General features: G+C 65.0%; 10 protein-coding genes. 6 read left to right on the forward strand and 4 right to left on the reverse strand.

The window, feature by feature from the left end; all coding sequences use genetic code 11:
• Nucleotides 1–55: 55 nt before the first annotated feature.
• Both GC088_RS07275 and rpsA read left to right on the forward strand, forming a co-directional pair.
• Nucleotides 56–1366 carry a GNAT family N-acetyltransferase gene (locus GC088_RS07275; protein WP_323961738.1) on the forward strand — a complete coding sequence of 437 codons (1311 nt, stop codon included), beginning with the start codon at nucleotides 56–58 and terminating at the stop codon, nucleotides 1364–1366.
• Nucleotides 1367–1660: 294 nt separating this feature from the next.
• Nucleotides 1661–3136: a 30S ribosomal protein S1 gene (gene rpsA, locus GC088_RS07280; RefSeq protein ID WP_323961740.1), complete on the forward strand. Its 1476-nt coding sequence runs from the start codon at nucleotides 1661–1663 to the stop codon at nucleotides 3134–3136.
• Nucleotides 3137–3235: 99 nt separating this feature from the next.
• Here the strand turns inward: rpsA and GC088_RS07285 are convergent, their stop codons facing one another.
• Both GC088_RS07285 and GC088_RS07290 read right to left on the reverse strand, forming a co-directional pair.
• Nucleotides 3236–4378 carry a class I SAM-dependent methyltransferase gene (locus tag GC088_RS07285; RefSeq protein ID WP_323961742.1) on the reverse strand — a complete coding sequence of 381 codons (1143 nt, stop codon included), beginning with the start codon at nucleotides 4376–4378 and terminating at the stop codon, nucleotides 3236–3238.
• Nucleotides 4371–5045: an IMPACT family protein gene (locus GC088_RS07290; RefSeq protein WP_323961744.1), complete on the reverse strand. Its 675-nt coding sequence runs from the start codon at nucleotides 5043–5045 to the stop codon at nucleotides 4371–4373. The genes GC088_RS07285 and GC088_RS07290 overlap by 8 nt, the downstream gene beginning before the upstream one ends.
• A 98-nt stretch (nucleotides 5046–5143) precedes the next feature.
• On the opposite strand from GC088_RS07290, the gene coaE reads away from it, so the two are divergent.
• The 4 genes from coaE (at nucleotide 5144) to GC088_RS07310 (ending at nucleotide 11570) form a co-directional block, all read left to right on the forward strand.
• Complete coding sequence (gene coaE, locus GC088_RS07295) at nucleotides 5144–6364, forward strand: dephospho-CoA kinase (protein WP_323961746.1); 1221 nt, start codon at nucleotides 5144–5146, stop codon at nucleotides 6362–6364.
• Nucleotides 6365–6438: 74 nt separating this feature from the next.
• Nucleotides 6439–8526: an excinuclease ABC subunit UvrB gene (gene uvrB, locus GC088_RS07300; RefSeq protein WP_323961748.1), complete on the forward strand. Its 2088-nt coding sequence runs from the start codon at nucleotides 6439–6441 to the stop codon at nucleotides 8524–8526.
• A gap of 3 nt (nucleotides 8527–8529) precedes the next feature.
• Nucleotides 8530–10311, forward strand: coding sequence for an alpha/beta hydrolase family protein (locus tag GC088_RS07305; RefSeq protein WP_323961750.1), 1782 nt, complete (start codon nucleotides 8530–8532; stop codon nucleotides 10309–10311).
• A 224-nt stretch (nucleotides 10312–10535) separates the two neighbouring features.
• A complete protein-coding gene (locus tag GC088_RS07310) occupies nucleotides 10536–11570 on the forward strand; it encodes a TerC family protein (RefSeq protein WP_323961752.1) in 1035 nt (344 codons plus the stop codon).
• Between the two features lie 123 nt (nucleotides 11571–11693).
• Here the strand turns inward: GC088_RS07310 and GC088_RS07315 are convergent, their stop codons facing one another.
• Both GC088_RS07315 and GC088_RS07320 read right to left on the reverse strand, forming a co-directional pair.
• The gene (locus GC088_RS07315; protein WP_323961989.1) at nucleotides 11694–12953 is read right to left on the reverse strand and encodes an alpha/beta fold hydrolase; all 1260 of its coding nucleotides are present in this window, start codon (nucleotides 12951–12953) and stop codon (nucleotides 11694–11696) included.
• Nucleotides 12954–12988: 35 nt separating this feature from the next.
• Nucleotides 12989–13471, reverse strand: a complete 483-nt coding sequence (locus GC088_RS07320; RefSeq protein ID WP_323961754.1) for a GNAT family N-acetyltransferase — start codon at nucleotides 13469–13471, stop codon at nucleotides 12989–12991.
• Between the last annotated feature and the right edge of the window lie 19 nt (nucleotides 13472–13490).

Raw genomic sequence — 13490 nt, forward strand, 5'->3', positions numbered from 1 at the left:
TCCTCGCCAAGTGACCAATGGTCTGGAGGGGCGCGGACGGCTAGGCTGTGCTTTCGTGACTGCCGAACCGCAAATCGCGCCCACCCTACGTGTCGAGTCGTTCACGGCCGCGCAGGGCAGCGACCTGTCCGGAGAGGGCGCGTTCGCGGCCTGGCTTGAAGGCGTGCGCTTCGGGTTCCATCAGGCGCGGGTGGAGCCGGACGACGTTCCGGCGCTTGCCGAGGCGTACGACGCGGATGGCCGCATACTCTGGGGCGCTTACGACGACAACGGCGGAACACATGCCTGGGATCCGCGCATCCCGGTCGCCACCTACGCCACCATGGTCAATTCGTTGAACGTGGGCGGCGGCAGGCTCCTGGACGCACATTTGGTGACCTCGGTGACCGTGCGCCCCACCCACCGGCGCAAGGGGCTGCTGCGCCGGATGATCACCCAGGATCTTCAGGGAGCAGCCGACAGGGGACTGGCGATCGCGGCCCTTACCGCCTCAGAGGCCACCATCTATGGCCGGTTCGGTTTCGGTGCCGCCGCTCTCACCACGAGCGTGGAGGTTGACGTCCGGGAGCGGTTCGAACTGACCGCTCCCTCGTATGGGCGGATGGAGGTCGTGGAACCGCGAAGCGCGGTGGAACTCGCGGATGCCATCTTCGCAGGCTTTCACGCCCGTGCCCGCGGCTCTGTGGGCCGCCAGTACAGTTACGCCCGCATGGCCTCGGGATTGTGGGGCGAGGAACGGCCGCGCCCGGACAACGGGCTTCGAACCGCAGTCCATTACGACGACGACGGCCGCCCGGACGCCTATGTGTCCTACAAATTCAACGGTTGGGATTCAACCCCGACTACCGTGCGGGTGAAGGACCTTGTGGCGGTTTCGGACGCAGCCTACCTTGAGATCTGGCGCTACCTCGGCTCGCTGGACCTGATTGACCGGGTGACCTTCCATGCCGCCCCGGTCCAGGACCCTCTGCCGTGGGCGCTGTCCGACCGCCGCTGCCGGACGCTGAAGTCCGACGAGGACGCACTGTGGCTGCGGATCCTGGACCCGCTGGTGGCCCTGGAAACACGCTTCTATGAGTCCGACGGCACGCTGACAGTGCGGGTGGCCGACGCGCTCCGCCACGCTGCCGGAACCTTCAAGATTGTGGCTGAGGCCGGTTCTGCCGTTGTCTCGAGGCTCGAGGAGGGGACACAGGCGGACATCGACCTCGATGTTTCGGCTCTGGGTTCGCTGTATCTCGGGGGTGTGGACGCAACCATCCTCGCCAGCGCCGGAAGGATCTCGGCATCGTCCCCGGACGCTCTGGGCCTCGCCGACCGGTTGTTCGGTGTCGCCCGTCAGCCCTACTGCGTCACGCACTTCTGAATACCTGTCTCGCTTTGACCCGGATTGTGGGCTGGCGCTAGACTGGATAGGCGTGTCCCGCGCACAGTGACCGGCTGCCAGTTCCCTGATCAGTTTTTGACCAGATTTCTGGCACTGATCTGTCCGGATTTCCGGCTCAGTCCGATCAATGGTGCGGAGGCAGCAGTGCTTACACATTTCCAATTGTCCACTTCCGGACAGGCTTCTCGCGGAGAGCGCATTGACGTGCGCCCGCCATGCGGAGCTAAGGACGGTCCGGAACTCATAAATCATCCACAACGGAGCCCCAACTACATGACCATCACCACCACCGAGAAGCCAGGTGCCCCGCAGGTCGCTATCAACGACATCGGCACCTCTGAGGACTTCCTCGCAGCCATTGACGCCACCATCAAGTACTTCAACGACGGAGACCTCGTCGAAGGAACGGTAGTCAAGGTTGACCGCGACGAAGTTCTGCTCGACATCGGTTACAAGACCGAAGGTGTCATTCCTTCCCGCGAGCTTTCCATCAAGCACGATGTCGATCCGGGGGACGTGGTCTCCGTTGGTGACGAGGTTGAAGCGCTTGTCCTCACCAAGGAAGACAAGGAAGGCCGCCTGATCCTCTCGAAGAAGCGCGCACAGTACGAGCGTGCCTGGGGCGACATCGAGAAGGTCAAGGAAGAAGACGGTGTTGTCACCGGTACGGTCATCGAGGTTGTCAAGGGTGGTCTTATCCTCGACATCGGCCTGCGCGGCTTCCTTCCCGCATCGCTCGTCGAGATGCGCCGTGTCCGCGACCTGGCTCCGTACATCGGCCAGCAGATCGAGGCAAAGATCATCGAGCTGGACAAGAACCGCAACAACGTTGTTCTGTCCCGCCGTGCGTGGCTCGAGCAGACCCAGTCCGAGGTTCGCTCCACCTTCCTCAACAAGCTGGAGAAGGGCCAGGTCCGTCCGGGCGTTGTGTCCTCCATCGTCAACTTCGGCGCATTCGTGGACCTGGGCGGCGTAGACGGCCTGGTTCACGTTTCCGAGCTGTCCTGGAAGCACATCGATCACCCCTCCGAGGTTGTCGAGGTCGGCCAGGAAGTCACCGTTGAGGTTCTCGAGGTTGACCTGGACCGCGAGCGCGTCTCCCTGTCGCTGAAGGCCACCCAGGAAGATCCGTGGCAGACCTTCGCCCGCACCCACGCCCTCGGCCAGGTTGTTCCGGGTAAGGTCACCAAGCTTGTTCCGTTCGGTGCGTTCGTCCGCGTTGAGGACGGCATCGAGGGCCTCGTGCACATCTCCGAGCTGGCAGTCCGCCACGTTGAGCTGGCCGAGCAGGTTGTCTCCGTTGGCGACGAGCTCTTCGTCAAGGTCATCGACATCGACCTCGAGCGTCGTCGTATCTCCCTCAGCCTCAAGCAGGCCAACGAGGGCGTGGACGCCGACAGCACCGAGTTCGACCCGGCTCTGTACGGTATGGCCGCTGAGTACGACGAAGAGGGCAACTACAAGTACCCCGAGGGCTTCGACCCCGAGTCCAACGAGTGGCTTGAGGGCTACGAGGCACAGCGTGCCGCTTGGGAGGCACAGTACGCCGAGGCTCAGGCTCGCTGGGAGGCTCACAAGAAGCAGGTTGCACAGCACGCTTCCGACGACGCTGCTGCCGCCAACGAGTCCGTCGACTCCGGCGCCACCAGCTACTCCTCCGAGCCGGCTGCCGAGTCCAACGTTGGCTCCGGAACCCTGGCTTCGGACGAGGCTCTTGCAGCACTTCGCGAGAAGCTGACCGGCAACTAAGGTCGCTTGAAAAGGCCCTCCACCTTCGGGTGGGGGGCCTTTTTCGCGTATCAACCGCATCGAGCGGGCGGAGATAGCCTAGCTGGCACCCCTTGGTGGTTATTTCCGCCCGGTCGCTGCGGGGCGGGTGCTTACCGTGACAGTGAACTTGGGGTTGCGTGCAACCTGCCGCGTTGGACCTACGAGCCTTTCGAGGGCTGGCCGGTACTGGAGGTGGCTGTTCCACACCGTCCACAGCTCGCTGCCGGTCCCCAGGACCCGGGACGCGTGCTCGAACAGCTTGAGCGCAATACCGGCATGCACAGTGTGGCCCGAGTGGAAGGGCGGATTGAGCACGATCAGCTGTGCGCTTCCGTCCGGCTGGCCGGACAGGCCGTCATCCCGTACGACGACGACCTGCCCGCCGACACCGTTCGCCTCGACTGTTGCGCGCGTCGCCGCCACAGCGGCGGCCGACGTGTCCGTCGCGGTGATGGACAGTCCCGGCCGGATGGCCAGGTAGGAGGCGATCGATCCGTTCCCGCAGCCCAGGTCTATTGCGTGCTCCGCCTGCCGGGCGTTTCCAAGGTGGGGGAGCAGGAACCGTGTACCCGGGTCCAGGCGCGGGCCGCCGAAGGTGGCTCCGAAGGCGCGCAGCTTCAGCGGACGGGGGAGGCCGACGTCGTACTCCGCTTCCGTGGGGAACGGGCACGGTCCGGTCGGCAGGGGACCTGTAGCGGTGAGGATACGGGACTTCTGGCGCGCCAGGCCGGCGCTTACGGTCCTGAAGTAGCGGGTCAGAACTGAGGTCATCGCGGGAGTCATGTGCTTGACGCGGCCCCCGGCAAGAACCGTGACTGTCGGATCGGCTGCGGCGGCGATGTGCCAGGCAATTTCCTCCAGCGCGTCCAGTGACCGTGGAAGCTGCAGCAGGACCAGCCGGACGCCGTCGAACACCTCGCCGTCGAGGGAGGAGGAACGGAACCGGCCCTCGAAGCCGAAATTGCGTGCGTTGGCGGCGAGCGCCAACTCACTCGTCAACGAGTCCTGGTGGACGCGCACCCCCTCGGCTCCGCCGTGCAGCGCGCCGCAAGTTAGTGCCCCGTGGGTGTCGCCGACGACGGCCACCTCACCTGGAGCCGAGGCTTGCAGCAGCTCCGCTGCCGAGTCGAGGAGCAGGCGGTCGGTGGCGTCGGCCGCGAAAAGATTGTTTGCCTCGACATCAGGCCATCGTCGAAGGGCGTCGAGGTTGAACTCAGGCACAGTCGACCCATTCCTCGCCGGCCTGGGAGAGCAGTGCCTGCCCCGCCGTGAGTCCTGCAATGCGTCCGTGGAAGGAATCCACTGCTTCCTGCCCGCCCGCAACGGCGGCGGTGATGGAGGCGAGCTGTACGTCGTAGGCCGAGCCGAGGACGGCGATGCCGGTGGTACGCAGGTCGTTCTCGAGTTTCCCGGCAATTGCAGGCGGCACAGCAATCGTGAACAGGCGCCGTCGTTCGCGCTTCAGGAAAGAGGCTGAATCGAGGGCGCTGGAGACGGACTCGGAGTACGCGCGGACCAGGCCGCCCGCTCCAAGGAGGACTCCGCCGAAGTAGCGGACCACCACGGCAACAATGTCGCTCGCGTCGGCGCGGCCGGGAGCCGTTTCCCGTCGCATCAGAGCCTCGAGCATCGGGGCGCCGGCAGTGCCGGACGGCTCGCCGTCGTCGTTGGCCCGCTGGATCTCACGGGCCGGACCGATCAGATAGGCGCTGCAATGATGCCGGGCATCCGGGAATTCTCTGCGAAGCCGTGCAACCAGGGCACGCGCCTGCTCGTCGCTCTCCACCCGCTCAAGAACTGTGATGAAGCGGGAGCGCCGTATCTCAAGCTCCTGCCTGTGGGGTGCGGCGATCGTGGTGTAGCTCAGCGCCGTCCCGGTTGCAGTCATCAGTCCAGTTTAGGCACCTGGGCGAAACAGGCAGCCCTGTCCGCCCAGGCAGCCCCGTCCGCCCAAACAGGCCAAGGACGGCAGGTAGCCTTGCAGACATGCTGAGGGTCGGATTGACGGGTGGGATCGCCGCGGGCAAGTCTTTGGCGGCAAGGGCACTGCAGGAAGCAGGTGCGGTGCTGATCGATGCGGACCGTCTGGCGCGTGTGGTGGTTGAGCCCGGGTCGGAAGGATTACGGGAGGTCGCTGCGGCATTTGGACCCGGTGTGCTTCAGGAGGACGGGTCGCTGAACCGGCCGGCGCTCGGAGCGCGCATCTTCTCCGACCCCGGGAGCAGGGAAACCCTGAACGCCATCATCCACCCGCGCGTCCGGCGGCTGGCTGCGGAGGCCGAGGCAGCGGCCGCTTCAGGTTCAGCAGGCGCCGTCGTCGTGCACGACATCCCCCTCCTGGTCGAGACCGGACAGGAGGAAACCTTCCATCTGGTGCTTGTGGTGGACGCGCCGGAGGACCAGCGGGTTCAGCGGATGGTTGTCCACCGCGGCATGTCCGAGCAGGATGCGCTCAGCCGCATCCGGGCGCAGGCTGATCCGGCCGCGCGGAGGGCTGCGGCCGACGTCGTGCTGGACAATTCGGGAGCCCCGGGGGACCTGGTGGATGCGGTACGGCGCTTGTGGAAGGACAGGCTTGTTCCCTTCGCCCGGAACATCGAGCTGGGCCGTGTGGCGGAACGCAGTGGCGGGCCCGTGCTCGTCGAGAACCCTGACTGGCCGCGGGAAGCCGACCTGCTCGGACGGCGCTTGAAGCGCCTGGACCCCCGCGTGGTCTCGGTGCAGCACGTCGGCTCCACTGCCGTTGGGGGGCTGCCGGCGAAGGACGTCCTGGACCTTCAGCTCACGGTACGTTCCCTCGACGACGCTGACGCTCTCTGCGACCTCCTCACCGCTGCCGGATTCCCTCGGCTGCCGGGCACCTGGCAGGACACTCCGACGCCGGAGGCACCGGACCCGGAGCTCTGGCAGAAGCGGCTCCACTGCAACGCCGATCCCGGCCGGGCCGTGAACCTCCACGTAAGGGCTGCCGGCTCGCCCGGCTGGGTGTATGCCCTCGCCTTCCGGGACTGGCTGCGCGCCAACCCGGACATGGTTCAGGCGTACCTCACGGAGAAGGTTCGGTGCGCGCAGGAGCATCAGGGCGACTTCACTATCGCGGGATACGCGGCTGCCAAGGAGGCCTGGTTTACGCAGTTTGCCGCGCCGCGCCTGTCCGCCTGGAAGAACGACGTCGGCTGGTCGCCTGAGCAGGCGGCGGAACAGTAAGAAGCGCGTTCACCGGCAGCTGAGACCGGGGGCTGCGGACTGAACTTGTCCGGGGTAAGGACTAACGTTTAAGCATGAGTCTTGCGCAGGAGATCAACCGCGTCGTCGCGCCCTTCGAGGTGGTCAGCGAATACCAGCCCGCCGGAGACCAGCCAACCGCCATCAAGGAGCTCGCCGAGCGGATCAACGCCGGTGAGAAGGACGTGGTGCTGCTGGGCGCCACCGGTACCGGAAAGAGCGCGACCACGGCCTGGCTGATCGAACAGGTGCAGCGCCCCACCCTGGTGATGGTTCAGAACAAGACGCTGGCCGCGCAGCTGGCCAACGAGTTCCGCGAGCTCCTGCCCAACAATGCGGTGGAGTACTTCGTCTCCTACTACGACTACTACCAGCCCGAGGCCTACGTCCCGCAGACGGACACCTTCATCGAGAAGGACTCTTCCATCAACGAGGAAGTGGAGCGGCTGCGCCACTCGGCGACCAACGCGTTGCTGACCCGGCGCGACGTCGTCGTTGTTGCCACCGTTTCCTGCATCTACGGCCTGGGTACACCGGAGGAGTACATCTCCGCCATGGTCACCCTGCAGCAGGGGCAGGAACTGAACCGGGATGCGCTCCTGCGGCAGTTCGTGGCAATGCAGTACGTCCGCAACGACATGGACTTCCACCGGGGGACTTTCCGCGTGCGCGGTGACACGGTGGAAATCATCCCGATGTATGAGGAGCATGCCGTCCGGATCGAGTTCTTCGGCGATGAGGTGGAGCGCATCTACACGCTGCACCCGCTGACGGGCGAGGTGATCCGCGAGGAAACCGAGATGTACATCTTCCCGGCCTCCCACTACGTCGCCGGACCGGAGCGCATGAGCCGGGCGATCACCCGCATCGAGGACGAGCTGCGGGAGCGGCTGGAGGAATTGGAGTCCCAGAACAAGCTGGTCGAGGCGCAGCGGCTGAGGATGCGCACCACCTACGATCTCGAGATGATGCAGCAGATGGGCTTCTGCAACGGAATCGAGAACTACTCACGCCACATTGACGGACGGACTCAGGGGAGTGCCCCGCACTGCCTCCTGGACTACTTCCCGGACGACTTCCTGCTGGTAGTGGATGAATCCCACGTCACCATCCCGCAGATCGGTGCCATGTATGAGGGCGACATGTCGCGGAAGCGCACGCTGGTGGACCACGGGTTCCGCCTGCCCTCGGCGATGGACAACCGTCCCCTCAAATGGGATGAGTTCCTCGAGCGGATCGGGCAGACCGTGTACCTTTCGGCAACGCCGGGCAAGTACGAGCTGAGCAAGTCCGACGGTTACGTCCAGCAGATCATCCGTCCCACCGGCCTGGTGGATCCGGAGGTCATCGTCAAGCCGAGCAAGGGCCAGATCGATGATCTCCTGGGCGAGATCCAGTTGCGCGTTGAACGGGACGAACGGGTCCTGGTGACCACGTTGACCAAGCGCATGGCCGAAGACCTCACCGGTTACCTGCTGGAACACGGGGTCAAGGTCGAATACCTCCATTCCGACGTCGACACCCTCCGCCGCGTCGAACTCCTGCGGGAGCTCCGGCTGGGAACTTTCGACGTGCTGGTGGGCATCAACCTGTTGCGCGAGGGCCTGGACCTGCCCGAGGTGTCGCTGGTCAGCATCCTCGACGCCGACAAGGAGGGCTTCCTCCGCAGCTCCACTTCGCTCATCCAGACCATCGGCCGCGCGGCGCGAAACGTCTCCGGCCAGGTCCATATGTATGCGGACAGGATCACTGACTCGATGGCCAGCGCCATTGAGGAGACCAACCGCCGCCGGGACATCCAGGTTGCGTACAACAAGAAGAACGGCGTGGACCCGCAGCCCTTGCGCAAGCGCATCGCTGACATCACCGACACCCTGGCACGCGAAGACGCCGACACCCGCGCGCTGCTGGAGAAGACCGCGAAGAGCTCGAAGGGCAAGGGGAAGGGCAAGGGCGCGGCCGTCCGTTCCGACGGCCTGGCAGCCGTGCCGGCCGAAGACCTGACCGACCTGATCAGCCAGTTGACCCAACAGATGCATGCCGCCGCTGAAGAACTGCAGTTCGAGCTGGCCGCGCGGTTGCGCGACGAGGTGAGCGATCTGAAGAAGGAGCTGCGGCAGATGCAGTCCGCGGGACATGCCTAAGCCATGACTGCGGAGCCGGGGTCCTATGGTGCACAGCTCACCGAGATAAGGGTTCACGGCATCGGTGACCACGAGTACTACACCAGTCTTGGCCTTCCGCGCGAGAAGTCCCTGAACGCGTGGGTGCAGGTCGCCGAACCGCCGCCGCTCCCCGGCCATCGGCTCAGGATCCTCAACTGGTCCCGATCCAGCCGCCGCAGGACCAGCTTCCTCTGGTACCTCGCATTTCCATTTACTCTCGCCAATGTTGCAGGCCGAATGGAACCGGGTGCCGCCTTGGCCGACCCCGGCAGCCAGCGGCTCCTTGCAGGCGTGGTTGCGGTTGTCGGCCTGCTGCTGACGCTCTCCCAGCTCGCCTGGATTGTTGTGCTGGGGGAGACGGTTCTGCGTTCCCTGCCGGTTCCCGATTTCTGGGTCAGCGCCTTGCCGCTTACGGCGGTGGGCCTGATGCTGGCCTGGCTGATCTTTCGGTACCGCACAGTCATTCGGAACCAGTCGGGCCGGCGCGGGCAGCTGGGTGCAACCCTCGTTCACGGGATTGTCCTCTTTGTTGCCGGTGTACTGGTGACCCTGTTCCCGCCGGCTCAGCTTCCGCACGCCGGCTGGCCCTCAACGGATGTTCCAGCTGACGGCGCAAGGCTGGACGCAATGGCACTCTGGATAGCGGTGAGCACCGGGGGCGCCTTCCTCGCAGCGCTGCTGCTCTCGGTCCGAAGTGCCGCTGCCTCCGGTCAGGTGGGCAGTGCCCGGGCACCCCTGGCGGCGGCAGCGGCCCTGCTGGCGGTTGCCGTTCCCCTCATGCATGCGGTGACCGCACTGCTCAGGCTCGTGATCGACAATGCCGTGACTTATGTGGCGGGTCTCTTCGCGTTGGTGCCGACCCCCCGGAATGGAACGGGGATCCTGCTGGCCTACGACAACCCAGCCGACCCCGGGGACAGCAGGCTCGATCTCTTCCCTTTTTTGGTGCTCATCGCAGTGGTGGCGGCTATCGTGGCGATCGCCGTCGTCTTCGTGTTTGCGCCGGGGCCCGGCCTGCCGCCGCTGAGGGGCGGCAAAGCCGCGCGCGGCCGCTGGTGGCACAGCGTCGCCGGCTCGGCACCCAGCCTGCTGCCCGGGATCGTGCCGCTCGCTGTGGTTCTTGCGCTGACGGCGACGACGACGGCGGCTGCGCTCGGGGAGGGCAGGCTGGGCGGTCCGTGGCTCGCGCTGGCAATCCTCGTGCTGCAGATCGCGGGCGCCTTCGTGGTGCTGGTCATCCTGCTCGGGCAGTTCCGTCCGCTGCGAGAGGTGCTCGGCAAGGTAGCGGACGTCGCGGGCTTCTGGCCGGTCCGGGACCACCCGCTCGCCGGGTCCTCCTACCGTGACGCGGCTGTCGCAGGGATAGTCCAGCTCGTCAGCAGACACTCCGACGGTGAGGTGGTGCTGGTAGCCCACAGCCAGGGGTCGGCTCTGTGCGCCTGGATGGTGGCCCACCGGCATGGGCGAACGGGATCCGCTCGTCTGCCCCATCTCGTAACCGCCGGTGCACCGCTCTACTCCATCTACGCGCAGTACTTCCCCGCCTACTTCAGTCCCGAAGTGCTGGACACCGTGGCAGGCTGCACCCGATCCTGGACGAACTTCTGGAGGGAGACCGACCCGGTAGGTTCCCCGGTGCCGGGAGCGGAGAACCGACTGCTGCCCGACCGCAGGTCCGATGGAGTGGTACGTGGCCACAGCGACTACTGGACCGAGCCTGCCATCATCGAGCATGTGGCAGGGCTGGCGGGCAAGCAGGCCTGACGGCGTCCAACATGTTGGTGGTATTTCAGGATCGCGGTTCGGCGCGGGTACCATGGTCCAGACGTAGGGGAGTATCCTTTCGCGCTACGAACGTCAACACGCAGGCCAATGAGGATCTGCCGGGCGTAGCGGCCGCGTTGATCGTTCCAATGAGCAAGTCGTTTCATTGAGCAAGCGCGGCGGAGAGACTTGCGGGTTCTGTCATAACTCCGAAAGGGTACCTAGTGCTTGAACTGCCCCTTGCCTTTGAAATAGGCACCTTCGTGGTCCTGGGAATTATTCTCCTTCTGGACCTTCTGCTGGTCGTCAAGCGACCGCACGAACCGTCCATGAAGGAAGCCGGCCTCTGGGTCGCGTTCTACGTGGGGCTCGCGCTGATCTTCGCAGCGCTGATGTTCGTCTTCACGGGTCCGGAATTCGGCGGTCAATTCGTCGCCGGCTGGGTGACCGAATACAGCCTCAGCATCGATAACTTGTTCGTCTTCATCATCATCATGGCCAGGTTCTCGGTGCCCCGTAAGTACCAGCAGGAAGTGCTGATGGTGGGCATCATCATCGCGCTGGTCCTGCGCGGAATCTTCATCCTGCTCGGTGCAGCGCTCATCAGCAACTTCTCCTGGGTCTTCTACGTCTTCGGCGCCTTCCTCCTGTGGACCGCGTACCACCAGGCGAAGGACTCCGGTGAGGAGGAAGAGGACAAGGAAAACAAGCTCATTGCCAAGCTGCGCAACGTGTTGCCGATGAGCGAGCACTACGACGGCAACAAGATCCGCACCGTAGTGAACGGCAAGAAGCTCTTCACCCCGATGATCATCGTGTTCATCACCATCGGTTTGACCGACCTCATGTTTGCGGTCGACTCGATCCCGGCGATCTTCGGGCTGACCGAGAGCCCGTTCATCGTGTTCACCGCGAACCTGTTCGCGCTGATGGGCCTTCGACAGCTTTACTTCCTGCTCGGCGGACTGATGACGCGACTGGTCTACCTCAAGCACGCCCTGTCCTTCATTCTCGCCTTCATCGGCGTGAAGCTGATCCTGCACGCGATGCACGAGAACGAGCTGCCGTTCATCAACGGCGGACAGCACATCGAGTGGGCCCCGGTCATCCCGACCTTCCTCTCGCTCGGCATCATTCTGGGAACCATCGTGATCGCCGTTGTTGCCAGCCTGCTCAGCCCGGCCGCCAAGCAGGCAAAGATCGACGCGGAACTTGCCGCGGACGCCGAGCGCGCCCGCACCGGTGGCCCGGATCACTGATCCGTAACGGGTACAGCTTCGCTACCTCGAAAAGCGCCGGTCCTGCCTTGGCAGGGCCGGCGCTTCTGCGTTCGCATCGAAAGGGCTGAGCCAGGAATCACCATCGGACGGAAGGCCGAGCGGTTAGGCCTCCGTCATGGCAAGAAGCCGCGAGAAGATGGCGTCGCCGTCGTCGGATATTCCGTCATGGTGAAATTCCGGGGTTTCCCAGACCTGCAGCCCCTGCACCTGCGCTGCCGTTTCCAGCGACAGGTCCCGGTCCACATAGATGTCGTCGCGGTACACGGCTGCGGCGACAGGGACCGCGTTGCGGGCCAGCTGGGCCCGACTGTACAGCGGGCCCCAGTCATCGACATCCGCGAGAATGTCAGCTGTTTCCCGGAGCGGAACCAGCGCCGGGTCCTCGTCGAAGTACCAGGGGTAGACCATTTCCCCGGTGAGGAGCGGCTCCGGGGCGTCGGGCAGGAACTTCGGGAACTCCGGCAGGACACGCCACGCCGACCACCGCGATGCCTCGCCCTGGCAGTAGATCGACTCGTGCAGCAGTGCGTAGAGGGGATTCGAGCGCCGGCTGATGACTGGCTGGAGCTGGTCGAGGAAGACGGGGGAGAGCCGGTCCCCTGACGGCGCGAACGCGTCCTCCAAAAGGTAGTGGAGTGAGTCGATGCGGGTGTTGCCTCCGAGGTAGGAGCCCACCATCTGGAAGCGTTGCGGGGTCAGCCGTTCCCCTGTCGGCAGGATTTCTGCTACCTTCTCCAGATGCCGGGCAATGCGGGTCACCGCGGCACGATCCTCCGGGTAGCGGGCGAAGTACTCCCGATTGCGGGCCGCCACCCTCTCGAAGGTCTTCCGGTAAACCCGCTCCGGTGACCCGGAGATCGGGGCGAGCCCGCCGGTGATCAGTGCCCGCTCGATACCCTCGGGAGCGAAGGACAAATACGTCAACGTGCAGAAGCCCCCGAAGCTTTGTCCGAACACCGTCCAGGGTCCGGAACCGAGCGCTTCGCGCACCGCCTCCGCGTCCGCAACGATCGAGTCCGCGCGGAAATGCCGGAGGTACCGGGCCTGATCCTGCGGCGTACCGCGACTCGCGAGGGAAAGCGCATCCGCCGGTGTGGAAAGCCCGGTGCCGCGCTGGTCGAGCATCAGGATGCGGAACCGCCGCGCCGCAGCTTTCATCCAACCGGAAAGCTGGGTGACGCGGTTGCCGCGGATCCCGGGCCCGCCCTGAAGGAACAGCAGCCACGGAAGCCGCGCGGCAGCACCGTCGTCGTGCTCAAGTGAACTGTACTCACGCGCGAAGAGTTCGATCCGCTCGCCGTCGGGATCGGTGTGGTCCAGCGGTACCGAAAAGTAATGCGCTGTGCAGCGCAGACCACGCATGGTGAGCGTCCGGCCGCTTGAGTGGTGCGCCTGGCTCACGAGTCGGCGTCGGCAAAGGCGGCGAGGGAAGGGCCGGTCAGGCGGAACGTTGTCCACTCGTCCTGCGGCGCTGCGCCGAGGCTGCGGTAGAAGCCGATGGACGGCTCATTCCAGTCCAGCACGGACCATTCCACCCGTGCGTACCCGCGCTCGGAAGCTATCCGCGCCAAGGTCTGCAGCAGCGCTTTGCCATATCCGGAGCCACGCGCTTCAGGGCGCACGTACAGGTCTTCCAGGTAGATCCCGTGGACGCCTTCCCAGGTGGAGTAGTTCAGGAACCAGAGGGCAAAGCCCTGGACACCGCCGTCGTCCTCGGCCACGTGGGCAAAGATGCGGGAGTTTTCGCCGAAGAGCGCATCTTCCAGCCCTTCGACGGTGTTGCGGACAGCATCGGGTTCTTTCTCGTACTCTGCGAGATCATGGATCAATTGCAGGATGATGGGCACGTCGTCGCGACGTGCCTCGCGGATAGCAGTCATAAAGCCAGCGTACTGTCAG

The sequence above is a fragment of the Arthrobacter sp. JZ12 genome, assembly GCF_035189165.1.
Taxonomy (GTDB): domain Bacteria; phylum Actinomycetota; class Actinomycetes; order Actinomycetales; family Micrococcaceae; genus Arthrobacter_D.

Coding starts and splice junctions, on each gene's coding strand:
- uvrB (WP_323961748.1), top strand. CDS start 6,439: ATGAGTCTTGCGCAGGAGATCAACCGCGTCGTCGCGCCCTTCGAGGTG.
- GC088_RS07290 (WP_323961744.1), bottom strand. CDS start 5,045: ATGACTGCAACCGGGACGGCGCTGAGCTACACCACGATCGCCGCACCC.
- GC088_RS07315 (WP_323961989.1), bottom strand. CDS start 12,953: ATGCGTGGTCTGCGCTGCACAGCGCATTACTTTTCGGTACCGCTGGAC.
- rpsA (WP_323961740.1), top strand. CDS start 1,661: ATGACCATCACCACCACCGAGAAGCCAGGTGCCCCGCAGGTCGCTATC.
- coaE (WP_323961746.1), top strand. CDS start 5,144: ATGCTGAGGGTCGGATTGACGGGTGGGATCGCCGCGGGCAAGTCTTTG.
- GC088_RS07320 (WP_323961754.1), bottom strand. CDS start 13,471: ATGACTGCTATCCGCGAGGCACGTCGCGACGACGTGCCCATCATCCTG.
- GC088_RS07305 (WP_323961750.1), top strand. CDS start 8,530: ATGACTGCGGAGCCGGGGTCCTATGGTGCACAGCTCACCGAGATAAGG.